This window comes from Sphaerospermopsis sp. LEGE 00249 (assembly GCF_014299995.1).
Taxonomy (GTDB): Bacteria; Cyanobacteriota; Cyanobacteriia; order Cyanobacteriales; family Nostocaceae; genus Sphaerospermopsis; species Sphaerospermopsis kisseleviana.
Genome location: NZ_JACJUZ010000030.1, coordinates 37,906 through 56,781, shown reverse-complemented (window position 1 = coordinate 56,781; position 18,876 = coordinate 37,906). Strand labels below are relative to the sequence as shown.

Here is an 18,876-nt window from a genome sequence, read left to right as displayed (position 1 = left end):
TTAATTCTCCCACTGTTAATAAATTCTTGTTGATAAGCTGTCAGTTCTCCTACGTCTAAACTGCGTTTTGCAAATAACGCTATTGCTTGCCAATCTTGTACAGGTTTAAATTGATTGAGATAAATGTTTATTTCTGCTATTAATTCCCAGTAAAAGTTTGGTTTTGGTTGAAATTGCACTTCCACAAAATAGATGGGTTTTTCTACATTATCTGTCATAAAAATCCCATCAAATCTAAATGCTTTTTCTTTCACTTCTACAGAGGTGAATTGATAGTCTTTGGCGTTTTCTGTTGGTTCACCCAGTATTTCAAATAATAGGGTGTGGAAAGTGAGGAATATTTGGTAGAAGATTGTGTCTGTGTGCATTATTTATGTCAATTATTTCCTCTTTTTAACCAGTAAAACTCATCGCAAACATCTAATTGCTTCTAATAAACCTCTCGCTTTATTTAATGTCTCCTCATATTCTTTTTCTGGTTCGGAGTCTGCTACTAAACCTGCACCTGCTTGGACAGTAACAGTTTGATTATTTAATACCATTGTGCGGATAGCGATCGCACTATTTAATTGTCCTTCAAAGTCATAATATCCATACACCCCAGAATATACTCCTCTGCGGGTTGGTTCTAGTTCGTTGATAATTTCCATTGCACGAATTTTTGGCGCACCGCTAACTGTTCCCGCAGGAAAACAAGCTTTTAATAAATCCCATGCTGTCTTATTTTCTGCTAATTTACCTACTACATTACTCACAATGTGCATGACATGAGAGTAAAGTTCAATTACCATTAATTCATCTACTTTAACTGTGCCATTTTCACACACTCTTCCTAAATCATTTCTTCCTAAATCTACTAACATGATATGTTCAGCAACTTCTTTAGGATCTTGTAATAAATCTGCTGCTAAAGCTTCATCTTCTTTGGTGGTTTTTCCTCTCGGTCTTGTTCCTGCAATGGGTCGAACTGTGGCAATAATTCCCCCTTCTTCATCTCGTTCTGCTTTGACCATTACTTCAGGACTAGAACCGATAATTTGCCAGTCTTGGAAGTTAAAAAACGCCATGTAAGGTGAAGGATTAATTTGCCTTAAAGAACGATATAAAGCAAAAGGATCACCTTTATATTCTGTGGATAATCTTTGAGAAATGACAACTTGAAAAATATCGCCGGCTTTAATATATTCTTTCGCTTTTTCTACACTCGCGCAAAATTCTTTTTTAGTGAAATTGCTGGTGTATTCTTCTATTCCTGCTTTGGGTTTATTTTGGGGAGATGTCCAAGGTAATTTAGTATTTTCTGGTGATATGGGTAAGGATAATTTGCTTACCATTTCTTGAATGCGATCGCACGCTTTTTGATAAGCAATTTCTAAGTTTTCATTATTCCTTAAATCTGCGTAGGCGATCGCCCAAATTTTGCGTTTTACCTGATCAAATATCAATAAATGATCTACTTGCATCCATAACCCATCAGGAAGATTACGCTCATCTTGGGCATGAATTGGTACACGGGGTTCAATCCAATTGATTAACTCATAGCCCCAAAACCCGAATAAACCGCCAATTCCTGAAGGTAGCTGTGGTAATTTTACGGGGTGATAAGGTGCTAAACATTCCGCTAACACATTGAACGGATCACCTGTAAAAACTTTCTGTGAACCATCTCTATAGGTTTGGGTAGTTTGATCTCCCCTTACTTCTAAAATCCAAAGCGGGTTACAACCCAATAAACTATATCTTCCTACTTTTTCACCACCTTCCACCGACTCCAGCAAAAAGCTGTAAGGTTGACTTGCACAAACCTTGTACCAAGCAGAAACAGGGGTATCCAAGTCAGCTACCCATTCTTGATAGACAGGAACAAAATTACCTTGTTGAGCGAGTTTTGTAAATTGTTGGAAGTCGGGGAAAATCATAAATAATCTGGTGATTAGGGATTGGGAATTGGTGATTGGGTGTGAGGATGATTATAGAAGATGAATGATAAATTATCAGCATTTATCATTATCTACAATTCCCAGTCCCCAGTCCCCAGTCCCCAGTCCCCAGTCCCTAGTATCTAGACCTTATGCGTCGTGGGTAGCTTTACCACTGAATTTGAGTTGTGCAGGACTGGGGTTTTGACCAATTCTGCGGGGTACGTGGCGCACCATTTGACGACCAGCATTTACCTTTTCAGGGAAGACACCATCAGCAGGGTGAATGAAAGTGGTTTCACCGCTGGGGAGAATCCGGTAAATTTTGTAGTCAGTGATTTTGAATTTGCGGAGTTGAGCGCCTAAAGCGATACCATACTCCTTGCGAGCCAAATAAAGCAAGTTTTCGCCTTTTAGCATTGTAGCAGCGCCACCAGTAGGCATTTCAAAAACCTGCTCTTTGGGGCTTGTCCAGGTGATAGCGTACTTTTCTTCTACTTCTGCTTTTTTGAGTAGACCGCCAGTGCTACCGCCGAAGAGGGGAGTTTGTCCAGTTAGAGTTGCCATAAGGTTAAGGTTTTCTCTCAACGTTTTTAGGGCATACTAACACCGTAACCCACCTTATGTTGCGATCGCGTTATAGACTGTAACAGTTTTTAGGAAATGGGTGATTGGGGACTGGGGACTGGGGACTGGGAAAAATCTTTTCCTCCCCATCACCCGATCTGATTGATGCAATTTTTGTCGCTGTGGTCTAGGTAGTTTGGCAACGCGGACAAATTATTTGACAATTTAACAGAATATTGTCACAAAAAATCAAAACTATTGAAACCCTGCTGTAACAGCGAAACTAAAAATGGAGGTTATTCAAAGTTTATTAGAAGCAGGCGATCGCACTACCTATGCTCAAAGACTCAAAGAAGCAGCAGTAAAACTGGGTAAATCAGTGCGAACAGGAAGGCTTAAAAGCTTGCACTTTTTGAAAGTCAAAATCGCTAAAACCCTTTGCGTGTAAACTTTTCAGTTTTATATGGCTAACGCCACGCTACGCTATCAGCAAACCCTAATTATCAATTCTTAATTCTCAATTCTCAATTGGTAAACCCAACTTACTTTGATTGGTCATTTGGATATTACATAGGTCTGGATTTAAATCCAGTTTACAGGTGTAAGTTGCTAACATTTCTTTTTGATAATTGAAAACGCGGATGTTATAACCCAAATTACGAGTATAATTACCCAGACTATGCACAAATCGGTAGCGTTCTAGATAATCTAATAAACTCCAAATTTGCTGATTTACGATCAAGTCTACACGGGCTGATTCATTTTCAGACGCTGGATATGCTATCCAGTTATCTAAAAGTTTATTTTCAGAGATTTCCTTAGCCCACCACAAACTAGGGATGGTTAAACTTGTGGAGTTAATAGTGTTAGCGGTGATGACAGAACCTTGGGGAGTAGTCAATAAATTTAGTTCTAGTGGTGCATCGGAAGGGCGGGGTATATTTCCCGCTTGTGAGGGTTGGATGGATAAACTAAAAAAAGTAGTCAGACTCGCGCCGAGTATGAATAACAGAGATTTTTGGGAAGTGATAAAATTCTTTTTAGACATAAGTACAGATCAAAAATTTATGTGTTATTTATGTGTTATTTATGTGTTATTTATGTGTTATTTATAACAATACCTATGCCAATTTTCCAAAGATAGGTCTGAAACCCAATAAAATCGTTACGATATCAATAGGGTTTCAGAGTTTTGGCGAAGGTATTGTTATAATATATACAATTCCAATTTCTCAGTTTCTTTTGGTACTGCTAAACTGGTTGAGAATCCTAACAAACACAAATTATGCTCAAGCGTTCCAAGTTCGAGACAACCCAATCTCAAATTATGCACCGTGCCGAGGATCTTATTAGCGCCGCTTCAAATCGCTATCGGATTACTGTGCAAGTAGCTAATCGTGCCAAGCGTCGGCGTTACGAAGATTTTGAAAATAATGAAGATAGCATGATGAAACCTGTACTTAGAGCCATTATTGAGATGTCTGATGAACTAACTCAGCCGGAAATTATCGGCGATTTGTAATTTACATGATACTGGGAATGGGTCATTAGTTCCCTATTCCCAGTTTTTTTATCGTAAAATCAATCAATGAAAAAGAAAAAACTTTTATTTTTGCGGTTTCAATCAGGACTGATAATTACAATAATAACTCTGAGTGTATTGATTTTCGGTTCAGGAAACTTCGATTTTCTGAGCATCTCACCTGCTGTAGCCCAGAGAATCAGCCCTAGTGATATTTGGCAGTTAGTGTATCAGCAATTACCCGACCTGTCAAAAGAAAATCAATATATCAGTAAAGAAACTGGCAAGGTGGCTGAAAATAACACCTTAGCTAGTCGGTTGATTCGTTACCACATTTATGTAAAAGGTAGAGTGCCTATATATCGTTTCGATTGGAAACTAACTTTAGCTGACTATTTGAATGCAAATGAAGTTATATATGAAGCTTCCTATCCGGGCAGTGATTCCTTAAAGCAAAATCCATTAGAGGGCGATCGCACTGCTATAGCTAAACTCACCCGCAACCAACGTAATAAGCTAGTACAAGTCCTGGTTAATATTTTTAATACTCCATCATCAGGTGACAGGTGACAGGTGACAGGGAAATATTAATAACCTAATGCCCAATGACTAATGACTAATGACCAATAACTAATGGAAAAAGTAATTAAAAGCGGAACTGGTTGGCGTATAGGTTGGAATCCAGACGCACCAGAATTTAAAGGTTTAGTTGGTACAGATAATTGGGCGGTTGAATTAACCAAAGTTGAATTAGATGATTTTTGTCGCTTATTAAATAAGCTTGCAGATACGATGAAGCATTTAGCGACAGAATTAATGGATGAAGAAAAAATTGCCTGTGAAGCCGAAACTGATTTATTATGGATGGAGGTAGAAGGTTATCCCCACTCCTATAGTTTGCGCTTGATCCTCAACACTGGGCGATGTGCAGAAGGACAATGGGATGCTCATGCAGTAACGGGCTTGGTGGCAGCAGCGGCGATGCTGAAAGTTTTTTGAAAAACCCCCTTGCGTTTTCCTTCGACTTTTGATATATTTAGAAAAGTGACTTAATAAAGGTTAGATTCAAAATCTAGATTCACAAATTTGGAAAAATCCTCAATCCAAAATCTAAAATCAAGAATCTAAAAGTTAAGTTAACGGGGCGTAGCGCAGCTTGGTAGCGCGCCACTTTGGGGTAGTGGAGGTCGTGGGTTCGAATCCCGCCGCTCCGATTTTATCGGATGTAAATTTGCGATTCGGTAATAACACTTTGTAAACACTTATCCCAATTATCAAAGGGGAGTTGATGGAAATAGGCAAAATCAAAAACTACGCCTATAGTGGGTATTTTAGACCAAACGGGAGAACTCAACAAACGGTCATAATATCCACCACCATAACCTAAACGGTATCCTTGGCGATCGCAAGCTACACTAGGAACAAGAATTAAATCGACTTCTGTAGGATCTATAGTTGGTGCTTCTGGGTGTGGTTCAGTAATACCATAATTACCAGTTTGCAGTATATCATCTGGTTGCCACAAATGCCAGGATAGAGACTTACCAACACAACGGGGAAAACCCCAACGACGCTGCGAGTCGGTAAACAGTGGACTTAAATCAGGTTCTTGACGAAAGCTGAAATAGGCGAGGATGGTGGTTGCTTGGGTAAATAAAGGCGAATTTTGGAGTTGGGAAGAAATGCGATCGCTCTTTTTTTGCCAATCTTGAACAGTCATAGATTGACGTTTTCTTAGCAAACTACGTCTAAGTTTTGTTTTGTTTAGCTGTGAATCAACTTTTAGCAATGTGCGAACAGGTAACAGGTGACAGGTGAATTGATAATTGATAATTGACAATTGTTTCATTCAAGGGTAATTGTCAATTGTCCATTGTTAATTGTCAATTGATGGCATTCCCAGTCAGAGACTGGGAACGAGATAAGACTGGGAACGAGATAACGAGATAACCAGATAAACTGCTAGATTTTTACCTATGCAGCATTTTTGCGCCACCACTCAATCGTATTTTTTAGCCCTTCTTCAAAGCTGAATTGAGCAGTGAAACCAAACGCTTCCTTGGCTTTTTCCGTATCTAAACAACGTCTTGGTTGTCCGTTGGGTTTGTCAGTTTCCCAAACAATCTCCCCTTCATATTCCATTAACTCACAAATCAGAGTAATCAGATCTTTAATAGAGATTTCATAACCTGTACCCAAGTTAATAGGATCAGATTCATTGTAGAACTGAGTACCCATGACAATACCCCGTGCAGCATCTGTGGAATACAAAAACTCACGGGTAGGAGAACCATCACCCCACACAGGAAGTTGTTTTTCTCCCTTGGTTTGCGCTTCGTGAACTTTGCGGATCAAAGCTGGAATAACATGAGAACTTCTAGGATCAAAATTATCTTCAGGACCATATAAGTTCACAGGGAGTAGGTAAATACCATTAAACCCATACTGCTGACGGTAAGATTGCAGTTGGACTAAAAGCGCCTTCTTAGCTACTCCATAGGGAGCGTTAGTCTCTTCTGGATAACCATTCCACAAGTCTTCTTCTTTAAAAGGAACTGGGGTAAATTTAGGATAAGCGCAGATAGTACCCACACAAACGAACTTTTCTAAACCTGCTTGATAGCCCGCATGAATTAGCTGAGTACCCATGATCAAGTTATCATAGAACAACTCTGCGGGTTTTTCACGGTTGAGGCCAATTCCACCGACATGAGCAGCTAAGTGAATGACTATATCCTGTTGTTCAACTGCGCGTTGGCAATTTTCCCAAACTCGCAAATCACAATCACGCGATCGCGGTACTGTAATTTTCTCACGGTCTGCCCCAGCTTGACACAGTTGGTTTATCACTTGACGGCCTAGAAAACCGGAACCACCAGTGACAAGAATACGTTTATTGTTTAGTTCTAAGCCAGTCATTCAATTTTGGATTTTAGATTTTGGATTTTGGATTAATTTGAATAAATTAGGAGTCAGGAGTTCAGAATATTATATTTATAACTATTCCCTGTTAAGAGTTCCCTATTTCCTATTCCCTTAAAAATGCAGAGTTCCTAATTCTTGACGGATAGTAGCAATATCTTGGGGTTGTTTTGAACCATTGCCATTAGGAGAAGTATGCCCAAGGGCTTGTAAGTCAGCTTCTACCATTAAAGAAACAAGTTCTTTGAAGCTTACAGAAGGTTGCCAACCTAACTTTTGTCGTGCTTTTGTAGGATCACCAATTAACAAATCTACTTCTGCTGGTCTGAGATAGCGTTGATCAAATTCAACATAATCTTGCCAGTTGAGATTAACATAACCAAATGCTAATTCCAAAAATTCCCGTACTGAGTGAGTTTCCCCTGTAGCAATAACGTAATCATCGGGCTGATCTTGTTGCAACATCAGCCACATTGCTCTAACGTAATCTTTGGCATAACCCCAATCACGTTTAGCATCTAAATTACCCATATATAATACTTTTTGCTTATCAGCGACAATACGGGCAACGGCTCTAGTGATTTTTCTAGTAACAAATGTTTCACCCCGGCGAGGTGATTCATGGTTAAAAAGAATACCGTTGCAAGCAAACAAGTTATAAGATTCTCGATAATTTACAGTTTGCCAGTGAGCATAAACTTTTGCACAAGCGTAGGGACTGCGGGGATAAAAAGGTGTTGTTTCACTTTGGGGGACTGCTTGCACCAAGCCATACATTTCCGAAGAACCGGCTTGATAGAACCGTACTTGAATCCCTGTGCGGTGTTGGTAGTCGCGGATGGCTTCTAATAAACGAAGAGTTCCCATCCCTACAGCATCTACTGTATATTCAGGAGAATCAAAACTAACTCTAACGTGAGATTGAGCGCCTAAATTATAAATTTCTGTGGGTTTAACTTCTTCTAAAATGCGGCGCAGGGTAGTACCATCAGTTAAATCGCCGTAGTGTAGAAATAATATTACACCTTCTTTATGTGGATCTTCGTAAATGTGATCAATGCGATCTGTGTTAAAGGTGGAGGTACGGCGGATAATTCCGTGAACTTCATAACCTTGTTCTAGTAAAAATTCGCTCAAGTAAGAACCATCTTGACCTGTGATACCAGTAATCAACGCTCGTTTTTTTTCTGTCATTCCCAATTATCTCTTGTTGTTGAAGTTGTAAAATTGACAGGCAATACTAGATAAATTAGCAACTCATTGCTAAAATTGCCTGATTTTAAACATACAAGTCTTAGTTGCTATTAAAGCTCAAATGTTAACTACTATACTTAAGAAAAACCATTTTAACAAGTTAGGTTTCCATTATCTATAAAAACAAAGCGGTTAAGTTTGTCTGCCAAGATCCAAAACTTGATCTCAAGGGGTTTCAGGCTTTTTTCTAATAATTTTTCTGAGATTGGCAAAAACCAAATAAACTATAGATTTATATGAAGAATTAATCAAGTTAACAATAAAAGTTGTAGCATTTTTTGATTAAGCCAGTGGTTGTATTAGGTTGCTGAACTAACTGCTGAAGTGCGGGGTTTGGCATTAGCCATACTCCTGATAGGGGAGTGTGGCGTTAGCCATAGGGCGTTAATAAGCCCCGTTATTTTTAGGCATGATTACCACATTAATGGTTTTCAAGATGATCCATAAATCTAGCCAAAAATTTCTGAATTTAACATAGTGTAGGTCTATTTGGACTCGCCGGGGGTAAGGTATATCATTACGTCCAGATACTTGCCATAATCCAGTAATGCCTGGACGAATGGTTAAAACTTCATTAATATGAGAGCCATATTTGGACAATTCTTCCGCTACTAGGGGGCGAGGACCTACTACACTCATATCCCCTTTTAAAACGTTCCAAAATTGGGGAAATTCATCTAAGCTGGTAATTCGCAGTAAGTGACCAATTTTGGTGATCCGGGGGTCTTTTTTCAGTTTAAAAGTGCTGGTAAATTCTTGACGTAACTCTGGGGAAGTTTCCATCATTTGGGCGAGTATTTCATCCGCATTTGTTACCATTGTGCGGAATTTGATACATTTAAAGGGACGATAGTTTTTACCAACTCGTTCTTGGATATAAAAAATTGGACCTTGTGAGCTTACAGCAATCAGTAAGGCCAAGATTATGTATATCGGGAAAAACAAGATCAAAACCGACAAAGAAAATGCAATATCGAACAGTCGTTTGGCTAACTCTCCGTTTAAACCCTGATCAGATAAACCTCTGGGTTTGATCTTGGGCGGTTTTGATTTTTGACCACGTTTGACTAAAGTATGCGTCGAGGCATTAGCATCTTTACGTGGGTATCGCTTGCCGGAGAGAAGTGAACTCTGGGCAGTCATCATACTCCTTAATAATCCACACCACACATAGTCCCAATCTTAAAGCTAAAAGGCAGTGATTCTGGGGGGAAATTCCCAAAAGCTTGGAAAATAAATACAAAAATCCTGAATATTATTACAGGGAAGGTCTTTTTTCTTGACACTGATTCAGGAAATCGAGATAACGATCTGCAAAAACCTGTCTCGAAAACTGACTAGCGTGTAATTTTATATACTCAGATTTTAAAAAATCCTGATTGACTTCAAACTTTTCTACGGCCTCCACCAAAGCTGCTACTGTTTGTTCTTTAAAGAATATACCTGTTCCGGTGTCCATACAAGTGCGAATATCTCGCACGGTTTCTAAAGCACCACCAGCACCATAAGCAATAACAGGAGTACCACAAGCTTGTGCTTCTACTAAGGCAATGCCAAAATCTTCACAAGCTGCATATACAAAAGCTTTGGCACGAGCCATATAGGTTTTTACCATATCCTCAGGTTGCCATCCGAGTATTTGGATATGAGGACTGGCGATCGCTTGCAGTTGTTTCATTTGCGGTCCTATACCAATCACCACCAATGGTCGTTTGAGTTGATTAAAAGCCTGAACAATCAAGGATACTTGTTTATAAGTCACCAATCGGGAAACGATCAGATAAAAATCCTCTTTTTCAGCGCAGAAGGGCAAGTTTTCGATGTTTACTGGTGGGTAAATGACTTTTGCTTCTCGGCGATAGCAACGCCAAATCCTGCGGGCTGTATGCTGGGAGTTGGCGATAAAGTAATCAACGCGGTTGGCACTCAATACATCCCATTGACGTAAACTATGCAATAAGTATTTTGTGACCCATCCAATTCCACCTTTTCCTAGTTTGCTTTGGTTGAGATAATCAAAGGTCAAGTCCCAAGCATAACGCATTGGACTATGGCAATAACAAATGTGCAGTTGATCTGGAGTGGTGAGGACTCCTTTCGCTACTGCATGGGATGAAGATAAAATTACCTCATATTGACGCAAATCTAACTGTTCGATTGCTAATGGTAACAATGGTAAATATTTTTGTACCCCTTGACGGGCTAAGGGTAAATGTTGCAGAAAGGTTTTGCCTATCTGACGCTGGTAAAGATAACTTTCTGGGTTGGTAGATTCAAAATCTATTAAGGCATATAAATCAGCATCTACATGATTTAATATTTCCTTGACTACGAGTTCTGAACCTCCTGTGGCTTTAGGTGTTAGCCACTCATGAACTAAGGCATATTTTGAAGACATATTAATTGGGGACTGGTGACTGGTGACTGGTGACTGGGGACTGGGGACTAGGGACTGGGAAAAATATAATTAATTACCTATAGCAATTCGGTTTGATTTATGAATTTACTCGTAGAGGCGGGGAAAAGGAAATAGGGAACAGAAAAGAAGTAATAAAGGTTTACTGAGTTTGTTCAAAAATCAAATAGGAGTCCTATATTAGCTATGACATATTTACAGCAGATTTCATATAAGTGAAGTACACCAGTAGCGGGCAAGATGCCCGCACCACAAGAGTTTTATGATTCATCGCTTGTTAGACACCGTAAGGGATCTCAGCTAAGTGGACTCGTTGAACTAAGAATCTGCGATCCTAAAGGAGCGCAGAGTGTCAATACCCAGTCCCCAATTACCAATCACCAGTCACCAATTACCTGATAATCTCAACAATAGGGGTGTTTTGTCACCTGTGTTTATAAGGATTTGGGATTTTATGCGTATTCTGGTTATTGGTGGGACTCGGTTTATCGGTGTCTACTTGACTCAACTGCTGGTAAAAGCTGGCCATGAGGTGGTTTTGTTTAATCGAGGTAATCATCCCGCACCTGATGGTGTAGGACAGATTATAGGCGATCGCACTGACCCAACTCAGTTAAAGGATAAGTTATCGCAGGAAAGTTTTGATGTCATTTTTGACAATAATGGTCGGGAACTGGCTGATACTCAACCCTTGGCGGAAATTTTTCATGGTAGGGTGAAGCATTTTGTTTATATGAGTTCGGCTGGGGTATATTTAAAGTCTGATCAAATGCCCCACATTGAAGGTGATGCTGTTGATCCGAAAAGTCGTCACAAGGGTAAGCATGAAACGGAAGCTTATTTACAACAGTTAGGCATTCCTTTTACTTCCATTCGTCCAACTTATATTTACGGACCTCAGAATTATAACCCTTTGGAAAGCTGGTTTTTTGATAGAATTGTCCGCGATCGCCCGATTCCTATTCCTGGAAATGGGATGCACATTACCCAGTTAGGTCATGTTAAGGATCTAGCACAGGCGATGTTACAGGTGATTGGTAATGAAAAAGCCATTGGTGAGATTTATAATGTGTCAGGCGATCGCTTTGTCACTTTTGATGGTTTAGCCCGTGCTTGTGCGATCGCTGCTGGTAAATCTGCCGCTGATCTTAAAATAGTACATTACGATCCCAAAAAGTTTGATTTTGGTAAACGTAAAGCTTTCCCCATGCGGGTACAACACTTTTTTGCATCGGTAAATAAAGCGATGACAGATTTAAATTGGCAACCGGAATATGATTTAATTTCTGGTTTACAAGATTCTTTAAACAATGATTATTTAGCCAGTGGACAAGATAAAACAGAAGTTGATTTTTCTGTAGATGATGAGATTTTGAAAGCTGTTTAATTTAGTAGTCAGGAGTCAGGAGTCAGGAGTCAGGAGTCAGGAGTCAGGAGTCAGGAGTCAGGAGTCAGGAGTCAGGATAAAGAACATTCCTATTCTCTATTCCCTCTTAAATGTCACCTGTCACCTGTCACCTGTAATTACAAATCATCAGGATTAATTCCCAATTCTCGTAACTTTGCCGCTAATTTATCACCCCGTTTTCTTTCCTTTTCCACAGGGGTAAGAACCCAGTTTCCCGTGCTATCATACCAGCGTAACCATAAACGTTCAATACCTTCAAAGCTGCCTTGCCAAAGTCCCAAACCTAACTCTATTCCTGGCATCCAAATTTTACCAGAACTCACATCTATTTCTTCATAGCGATCTGCCACTAATTGAAATGCTTGTAATTTATCAGTGTATCTATCAAAAATAATATAATAAGGTACTCTGACAATTCTTTCATACACTTCCCATTTTGTAGGCGGTTGGTTAACTTCTCTCAAAGTTCTGCCTAAATCTTCTTTCTCTGTTTTTGGTGATAATAATTCTACCATGACAAGAGGAGCAATGATTTCTTGCCACATTACATAACTTAAACGTAATTCTCGTTGATCAAACAAACGAGAAACACCAACCACCGCAAACCAATCAGGTCTTTTATACCATAATGGATTACGAGTATCATAATAAAGATTTAAATCTGACGCTACAAATACCTGATCTGGGGGATAATTAGGAGGTGAAAAGGTATCTGTTAACAGTCTTGGTTGTAAAAGATGAAATTCGTCTGGCAACCCTGCATCCTCCACGTACTCACTAGGAAGATCATACATGGTAGGGAGGGTTTCTTGAGCAGGAATTGGTGGATCTGTTTGATACATATTATTTATCCTTGATTTGTTCTTGTTTAGTGTTCTTGTTTTGCTGGTATTAGATAAATTATTCCCGAAATTACTGTTAATATTATAGATATCCAAAAGGCAATCAAAGCCGGAATTTGCCAAGCTGCTGATAAAGGTGCTATGAGTAAAGCTATGGCGATAATTTGACTGACTGTTTTTAATTTACCCCAAATATTCGCACCGCTGATAGTGGTTTGATTAACACGCCAACCTGCTATGGCTAATTCTCGTGCTAATATTATAAATACTCCCCAAGCTGGGATTTTTCCTAGTTCTACTAATACTAATAATGGTGCTAGTACCAAGAGTTTATCTACTAATGGATCTAGAAATTTTCCTAAGTCTGTAATTTGGTTCAGTTTTCTGGCTAAATATCCATCTAACCAGTCTGTTAATGCTGCTATTAAAAAGATGGTTAAACAGACCCATTTAGCTTGGGGTGTGGGAATATATAAGCCATATAATAAAAATGGTATTCCTATGAGTCGGGAAAAGGTGATTGTGTTTGGTATGTTCATGATTTTTAAAGTTTGTTATTTTCGGTTTTTTCGTTTTATTACAGGTTTTTTATGAACGAACCGCAAAGTACGCAAAGAACACAAAGAGGTTTTATAATAAGTCGGGAATATTTTTTATCTATTTTAATTTTAAGCATTCAAATAATTCTCCTAATGTTAAATGTAAATCTTTCATTATTTCGGGAACTGGTAATATGTCTGTTTCATTTTCTAAATAAATTGGTTGTTGGTTTTGGGGATAAATTATGATATTATATTCTTCGGGAATAATTAACCAACCTAAGCTAGTACCATGATTTAAACAATGTAAAATATTTTTGGTGGGTTTGGCTATACTTTGTTCTGGAGAAAGAATTTCAATTGTCCAGTCTGGATGGGTATTAAAAGCATTTTCAATATTACCTTTTTCATCTATGGGTATTCTATCCCATGCAAATACCGCTATGTCAGGAACTATGGAACGTCCCCCAAATGTACATCTTAACTCTGGAAATGCTAAAGCAATTTTTTGAGGTTTAACTACACTATTAACAGTAGTCACTAACTCACCTTGAATAATGCTATGTTTACCTTGTGGCATGGGTTTTTGAATTATTTCTCCGTTAATATATTCGCTTGCTGGTTTGGTTTCTGGTAGTTGTAAAAATTCTGCTAAAGTTAATTTACGGGTGGGTGTTGTTACCATAATATTTTTACCTTTTAGTATTTAACCCAAGTTTATCCTAAAAAAGATTGCTAAATTAGGCTTTTAGCATCCTCACATGGGATGATCTGTATTTTCAGATAACCTACGACACACTATGACTAACAATACAGATTTTCGCATTGAACGGGACTCGATGGGCGATCGCCAAATACCCAATAACGTCTATTATGGTATTCAAACTCAACGCGCTGTTGAAAATTTTCCCATCAGTGGTTTACAACCTTTACCCACCTACGTCAACGCAGGTTTATATATCAAAAAAGCTACCGCTATCGTCAATGGTGAATTAAATTGTATTCCCGCAGATATTAGCAAAGCTATCATTCAAGCAGTTGATGAAATTTTAGCCGGTAAACTCCGTGATCAGTTCGTAGTTGATGTTTACCAAGCAGGTGCAGGAACATCTCACCACATGAACATTAACGAAGTTCTCGCAAACCGCGCTTTAGAAATTTTGGGAGATGAAAAGGGTAATTATAAACGAGTTAGTCCTAATGATCATGTTAACTATGGTCAGTCTACCAACGATGTCATCCCTACCGCTATCCGCATCGGTGGTTTATTAGCACTTTCCCAAACTCTACACCCTGCTTTAGAAACTGCAATTTCTACCTTAGAAGCAAAAGCGGTGGAATTTTACGATATCGTGAAATCTGGAAGAACCCATTTACAGGATGCTGTACCCGTGCGTTTGGGTGAAAACTTCCGCGCTTGGGCGCACATTCTCAGCGAACATCAAAACCGATTATACACCGCTTCCGGTGATTTGATGGTTCTCGGTTTAGGTGGAAGTGCAGCCGGTACAGGAATGAATACCCATCCTGAATACCGGAAACGGGTAGTAGAGACGCTTTCCCAACTATTAGAAATACCTTTAGAGCCTGCACCCCATTTAATGGCCGCAATGCAAAGTATGGGTGCGTTTGTGAATGTTTCCGGTGCTGTGCGAAATTTAGCTCAGGATCTAGTTAAAATCTCCCATGACCTGCGTTTGATGGACTCTGGACCCAAAACCGGGTTTAAGGAAATTCAACTACCCCCAGTGCAACCAGGTTCTTCTATTATGCCAGGTAAGTATAATCCCGTAATGGCAGAGATGACATCAATGGTATGTTTTCAGGTGATGGGTTATGATAGCGCGATCGCCTTAGCAGCACAAGCAGGACAATTAGAATTAAATGTGATGATGCCTCTTATTGCCTATAATTTAATTCACAGCATGGAAATTTTAGGTAATACAATTGCGGCTTTAACTAACAGTTGTATTCAAGGAATTACTGCTAACAAAGAAAGATGCTTGGGTTACGCTGAAGGTAGTTTAGCATTAGTTACTGCTTTAAATACTCACATCGGTTATCTTAATGCTGCTGCTGTCGCTAAGGAGTCTTTGGAAACAGGAAAGTCTCTCCGGCAAATTGTTCTGGAAAAGGGTTTAATGACTGAGGAAGAATTAGCTTCTGTTTTAGATTTAGAACAAATGAGTGCGATTATACCTTTATAACCAGGTAGGGGTTTTGGGTAGGGGTTTAGCAATGCTAAACCCCCATACAAGTTAAAGTTTATCATCATTTGTAGGAATCATTTGATATACTCAGATACCTACTGACCCGCCATCATTTCCAGAACTTGAGGAGGAAGTTCTCGGACTATGCGAAATGGGAAAAGACGAGTTGAGGCGATTTGAGCATATTCAGACGTGAGAAAAGGCGCATATTGACTAGCTTCAGGGGTTAATTGTGCAGCCATGGCGAGGGTAATAGCACAGAGAAATTTACGCACATCTTTAGCCTGTTCACCAGTAATTTCTCGGCTCAAGATGGGAGTATCGGGAATGTAACTTTGATCTACGGTAAAATCAGGGTCTTTGACACTTAAATGACTAGCCCCAATTACACCTACTAACCATTTTGGGGAACGAATTTTAGCAAAACTCAGGACTTGTTCTGTTAAGGCGGGGGTGGTTTTATCTGCGGAACTGGCGAAAACTAATGTGGGGATTTGTATTTTAGCTAAACCACTATCACCAAACATCAGAGATGATATGGGATTAAGAGCGATCGCCTGTTTCACCCTCCCATCTCGCAATTGATAGGTTTTTTCTGGTAATTCTTGGGCTACACATTGCACCACCTCACCTAAACTCCCTTGGACCAAGTTCCGCTGACACTTTTGTTTGAGGTGATCAATTTGTAACTCACCTCCTGCTAATGCCAAAGCAGTACCACCTCCAAAGGAATGACCCACAACCATGACATTATTAGTGGCCAGCTTACCTTGTAAGGGATTATTAGGTGATTGATTGAGCTTTTCCAATTCATCCAGGATAAAACTAATATCACGGGGGCGGTCTAAAAATTCTTGGGGTTCAACCAGTCGTTTTTTACCTTGGTAAGCTGCATTGCTACTAGCTTCATTACTTCCAGGATGTTCTGGGGCTGCAACTACATATCCATGGGAAGCCAAATGTTTTGCTAAATAACGCAAGTCAGTACCCACTGAACCCAAACCATGAGAAAAAACAATTAGGGGTTTATTGACCGTTGCCGTAGTTGAAAAGTAAATGTCTACGGGAATTTGTCGTTGTCGCTTTTGGTCGTTGTAACTTAAGCTAAGTGTTTGTACTTCTGCTTTTCCTGCTTCCGCAGGGTCTAAGGCAGAATTAAATTTCACTTCTGTGGGGTTAAGCAGGGGAGCGATCGCCAACATAAACTGCTGGGTGCGGAAAAAGGCACTATTCAAATTCCGCAGTACATTAATCGCCTGGGGCAAATTAATTTGTAAGTGCTTACTAGGATACGCCTCAATAAAACTGAGGACAGATAAGCCTTGCGGGGAATTAGCCCCTAAAATTAATCCCGCCTTTATGGCCTTTACCCCGGCTTGATCCTTACGACTAATAGCCGTAGAGATATCACTGAGAATAGTCGTACCAATTTGTGTATTGATTAATCTATCTAAAGTTACAACATTGATGGGGATTGTGTTTTTCAATCCTCCCAGTAAAAACTGGCGTTGCTCCTCGGTCATTCTTTTGGTGTAAAGTTCTAAACTATCTGGTAATTTGCCAGTTTCCACAGCTTTTTTCAACTCTGCTAAGGATACAGATTCTTTTAGAGGACCATAGCGGATAATTACTGTATCTGCGGCCATTGCAGAGGTGTTAACTTCACAAAACGGTGTTACAGCAATAACACAAAATGCACCTGCAAATATTTTCAACTTCTGCCAGCTTTTCCCTGTAAACATCTTGGTATACGACTCCAGTTTAATTATTGTCAAAGATAGTTAACTTATCTGATTCATTTACGCTGAACATTTGGAGAGCATTGATTGACAAAGCTCGAACTCTAACGATAGCAATACCATCATTACTGACGGTAAAGGAGGAATCTCTCAAAGTACCAATATCAGTAATTATAGTTCACATAGTGTTATATATTGTTTCCCTCTTACCTGAATTTTAGCTAAAAATAGTCTATATTGTGATATATTAACGCAATTATTAATGAATTATGCAGACACCAAAACCAGCCGTTAGTTTAATTCGGGCTAAATCTTACGAACAAGATGCTTTAAGAGAATCCTTAACCACGCTATTAGAACCTTTGGGGGGAATAGCAGCTTTTGTGAAAAGGGGCGATCGCGTACTTTTAAAACCTAATTTACTCACCGGTTCTCGTCCTACTAAAGAATGTACCACACGCCCAGAATTAGTCCGCGCTGTGGCTGAAATGGTGATGGAAGTGGGAGGTAAACCATTTTTGGGAGATAGTCCCGCTTTTGGTAGTGCTAAAGGTGTCGCTACAGCTAATGGTTTATTACCAATTGTAGAAGAGTTGAATATTCCTATTGTGGAATTTCACGGTAAACGTTATCAAACTGTGAATAATGATTTTAATCATCTGCTATTATCAAAAGAAGCCATGGAAGCAGATGTTATTATTAACTTACCCAAAGTTAAATCTCATATGCAATTAACTGTAACTTTGGGTGTGAAAAATCTCTTTGGTTGTGTGCCTGGAAAAATGAAAGCTTGGTGGCATTTTGAGGCGGGGAAAGATACCACAAGGTTTGGAGAAATGTTGGTAGAAACTGCTAGAGCAATTAACCCTACTTTAACAATTTTAGATGGTATTGTTGGTCATGAAGGTAATGGTCCTAGTGGTGGTGAACCTCGTGATTTAGGTGTTTTAGCAGGATCGGATAATGTGTTTGCTTTAGATCGGGCAATGTTAGAAATTCTCAAGGTTGATCCTTTACAAGTTCCCACTATTGCAGCTTCTCAAAGATTGGGTATTTGTCCAGAATTAAGTGAAATTGATTTTCCTAATTTAACTCCTGAACTTTTGCAAATAGAAGATTGGCGTTTACCTGATAACTTAATGCCAATTGATTTTGCTATGCCTCGTGTAATTAAATCCACTTTTAGGCATCTTTATATTCGGTTTATTAAAGAACCAATGGATGCTTATGCTAAAGGATAAAAGCTCAAACATATCCTAAATTTTCTCGCTTCTCGTTCCTATACTCTGTATGGGAATGAATTTTCAAAGGCTCTGCCTTTGGTAAAATCAGAGGCCGAGCCTCTATATTGCATTCCCAGTCTGAGACTGGGAACGAGAAAATCTAAAATCTAAAATCTAAAATCTAAAATTGCTGTAAATGCACAATAAAATTAATAATTCTGTGACTACGATCACTAAATCAAGTGATTTTGATGTAGTTAAACGAATTTCCGGAAAATATTAATTACTCCATGAAGAAGCAGATATTTGATATTT

20 protein-coding genes and 1 tRNA gene are annotated in these 18,876 nt (G+C 39.1%); 8 read left to right on the top strand and 13 right to left on the bottom strand.

From position 1 onward, the window contains the following. The 3 genes from H5968_RS12315 to H5968_RS12305 all read right to left on the bottom strand — a co-directional run. Window positions 1–368, bottom strand: a 368-nt coding sequence (locus H5968_RS12315; protein WP_187040184.1) for a DUF2887 domain-containing protein, incomplete at its 3' end; no start/stop codon positions are given. 39 nt (window positions 369–407) lie between these two features. Next, window positions 408–1,919 carry an anthranilate synthase component I gene (trpE, locus tag H5968_RS12310; protein ID WP_187040183.1) on the bottom strand — a complete coding sequence of 504 codons (1,512 nt, stop codon included), beginning with the start codon at window positions 1,917–1,919 and terminating at the stop codon, window positions 408–410. Between the two features lie 150 nt (window positions 1,920–2,069). Further along, the gene (locus H5968_RS12305) at window positions 2,070–2,486 is read right to left on the bottom strand and encodes a photosystem I reaction center subunit II PsaD (protein WP_096570464.1); all 417 of its coding nucleotides are present in this window, start codon (window positions 2,484–2,486) and stop codon (window positions 2,070–2,072) included. Window positions 2,487–2,775: 289 nt separating this feature from the next. Between H5968_RS12305 and H5968_RS25130 the strand changes: the two genes are divergently transcribed. Next, window positions 2,776–2,934 (top strand): hypothetical protein, encoded by a 159-nt coding sequence (locus tag H5968_RS25130; protein ID WP_222620663.1) that lies wholly within the window; start codon window positions 2,776–2,778, stop codon window positions 2,932–2,934. A gap of 69 nt (window positions 2,935–3,003) precedes the next feature. Here H5968_RS25130 and H5968_RS12295 read toward each other — a convergent pair whose 3' ends face one another. After that, entirely contained in the window at window positions 3,004–3,534 is a 531-nt protein-coding gene (locus H5968_RS12295; RefSeq protein WP_096570466.1) for a hypothetical protein, read from the bottom strand. A 237-nt stretch (window positions 3,535–3,771) separates the two neighbouring features. Between H5968_RS12295 and H5968_RS12290 the strand changes: the two genes are divergently transcribed. From H5968_RS12290 to H5968_RS12275, 4 genes are all read left to right on the top strand, one after another. After that, window positions 3,772–4,008, top strand: coding sequence for a DNA-directed RNA polymerase subunit omega (locus tag H5968_RS12290; RefSeq protein WP_096570468.1), 237 nt, complete (start codon window positions 3,772–3,774; stop codon window positions 4,006–4,008). Between the two features lie 66 nt (window positions 4,009–4,074). After that, the gene (locus tag H5968_RS12285; RefSeq protein ID WP_187040182.1) at window positions 4,075–4,578 is read left to right on the top strand and encodes a hypothetical protein; all 504 of its coding nucleotides are present in this window, start codon (window positions 4,075–4,077) and stop codon (window positions 4,576–4,578) included. Window positions 4,579–4,641: 63 nt separating this feature from the next. Continuing rightward, window positions 4,642–5,007 (top strand): DUF1818 family protein, encoded by a 366-nt coding sequence (locus tag H5968_RS12280; protein ID WP_187040181.1) that lies wholly within the window; start codon window positions 4,642–4,644, stop codon window positions 5,005–5,007. A gap of 141 nt (window positions 5,008–5,148) precedes the next feature. Then, a tRNA-Pro gene (locus H5968_RS12275) sits at window positions 5,149–5,222 on the top strand. A gap of 2 nt (window positions 5,223–5,224) precedes the next feature. Here the strand turns inward: H5968_RS12275 and H5968_RS12270 are convergent. From H5968_RS12270 to H5968_RS12250, 5 genes are all read right to left on the bottom strand, one after another. Beyond that, complete coding sequence (locus tag H5968_RS12270) at window positions 5,225–5,797, bottom strand: 5-formyltetrahydrofolate cyclo-ligase (RefSeq protein ID WP_255427115.1); 573 nt, start codon at window positions 5,795–5,797, stop codon at window positions 5,225–5,227. 185 nt (window positions 5,798–5,982) lie between these two features. Further along, window positions 5,983–6,927 (bottom strand): GDP-L-fucose synthase, encoded by a 945-nt coding sequence (locus tag H5968_RS12265; RefSeq protein ID WP_187040179.1) that lies wholly within the window; start codon window positions 6,925–6,927, stop codon window positions 5,983–5,985. Between the two features lie 117 nt (window positions 6,928–7,044). Further along, complete coding sequence (gene gmd / locus H5968_RS12260; RefSeq protein WP_187040178.1) at window positions 7,045–8,124, bottom strand: GDP-mannose 4,6-dehydratase; 1,080 nt, start codon at window positions 8,122–8,124, stop codon at window positions 7,045–7,047. 444 nt (window positions 8,125–8,568) lie between these two features. After that, window positions 8,569–9,327, bottom strand: coding sequence for a sugar transferase (locus H5968_RS12255; RefSeq protein WP_137666546.1), 759 nt, complete (start codon window positions 9,325–9,327; stop codon window positions 8,569–8,571). 115 nt (window positions 9,328–9,442) lie between these two features. Then, the gene (locus H5968_RS12250) at window positions 9,443–10,582 is read right to left on the bottom strand and encodes a glycosyltransferase (protein WP_187040177.1); all 1,140 of its coding nucleotides are present in this window, start codon (window positions 10,580–10,582) and stop codon (window positions 9,443–9,445) included. Between the two features lie 472 nt (window positions 10,583–11,054). Here H5968_RS12250 and H5968_RS12245 point away from each other — a divergent pair, with 472 nt between their 5' ends. Beyond that, entirely contained in the window at window positions 11,055–11,987 is a 933-nt protein-coding gene (locus tag H5968_RS12245; RefSeq protein ID WP_187040186.1) for an NAD-dependent epimerase/dehydratase family protein, read from the top strand. Between the two features lie 137 nt (window positions 11,988–12,124). Here the strand turns inward: H5968_RS12245 and H5968_RS12240 are convergent, their stop codons facing one another. The 3 genes from H5968_RS12240 to H5968_RS12230 form a co-directional block, all read right to left on the bottom strand. Next, window positions 12,125–12,850 (bottom strand): Uma2 family endonuclease, encoded by a 726-nt coding sequence (locus H5968_RS12240; protein ID WP_187040176.1) that lies wholly within the window; start codon window positions 12,848–12,850, stop codon window positions 12,125–12,127. A gap of 26 nt (window positions 12,851–12,876) precedes the next feature. Then, the gene (gene pgsA / locus H5968_RS12235; RefSeq protein WP_187040175.1) at window positions 12,877–13,389 is read right to left on the bottom strand and encodes a CDP-diacylglycerol--glycerol-3-phosphate 3-phosphatidyltransferase; all 513 of its coding nucleotides are present in this window, start codon (window positions 13,387–13,389) and stop codon (window positions 12,877–12,879) included. 118 nt (window positions 13,390–13,507) lie between these two features. Beyond that, window positions 13,508–14,074: a Uma2 family endonuclease gene (locus tag H5968_RS12230; protein WP_187040174.1), complete on the bottom strand. Its 567-nt coding sequence runs from the start codon at window positions 14,072–14,074 to the stop codon at window positions 13,508–13,510. A 115-nt stretch (window positions 14,075–14,189) separates the two neighbouring features. Between H5968_RS12230 and H5968_RS12225 the strand changes: the two genes are divergently transcribed. Further along, a complete protein-coding gene (locus H5968_RS12225; RefSeq protein WP_187040173.1) occupies window positions 14,190–15,596 on the top strand; it encodes an aspartate ammonia-lyase in 1,407 nt (468 codons plus the stop codon). A gap of 98 nt (window positions 15,597–15,694) precedes the next feature. Here the strand turns inward: H5968_RS12225 and H5968_RS12220 are convergent, their stop codons facing one another. Beyond that, entirely contained in the window at window positions 15,695–17,341 is a 1,647-nt protein-coding gene (locus H5968_RS12220) for an alpha/beta hydrolase (protein ID WP_187040172.1), read from the bottom strand. A gap of 266 nt (window positions 17,342–17,607) precedes the next feature. Here H5968_RS12220 and H5968_RS12215 point away from each other — a divergent pair, with 266 nt between their 5' ends. Then, window positions 17,608–18,579 (top strand): DUF362 domain-containing protein, encoded by a 972-nt coding sequence (locus H5968_RS12215; RefSeq protein WP_187040171.1) that lies wholly within the window; start codon window positions 17,608–17,610, stop codon window positions 18,577–18,579. Window positions 18,580–18,876: the final 297 nt, after the last annotated feature.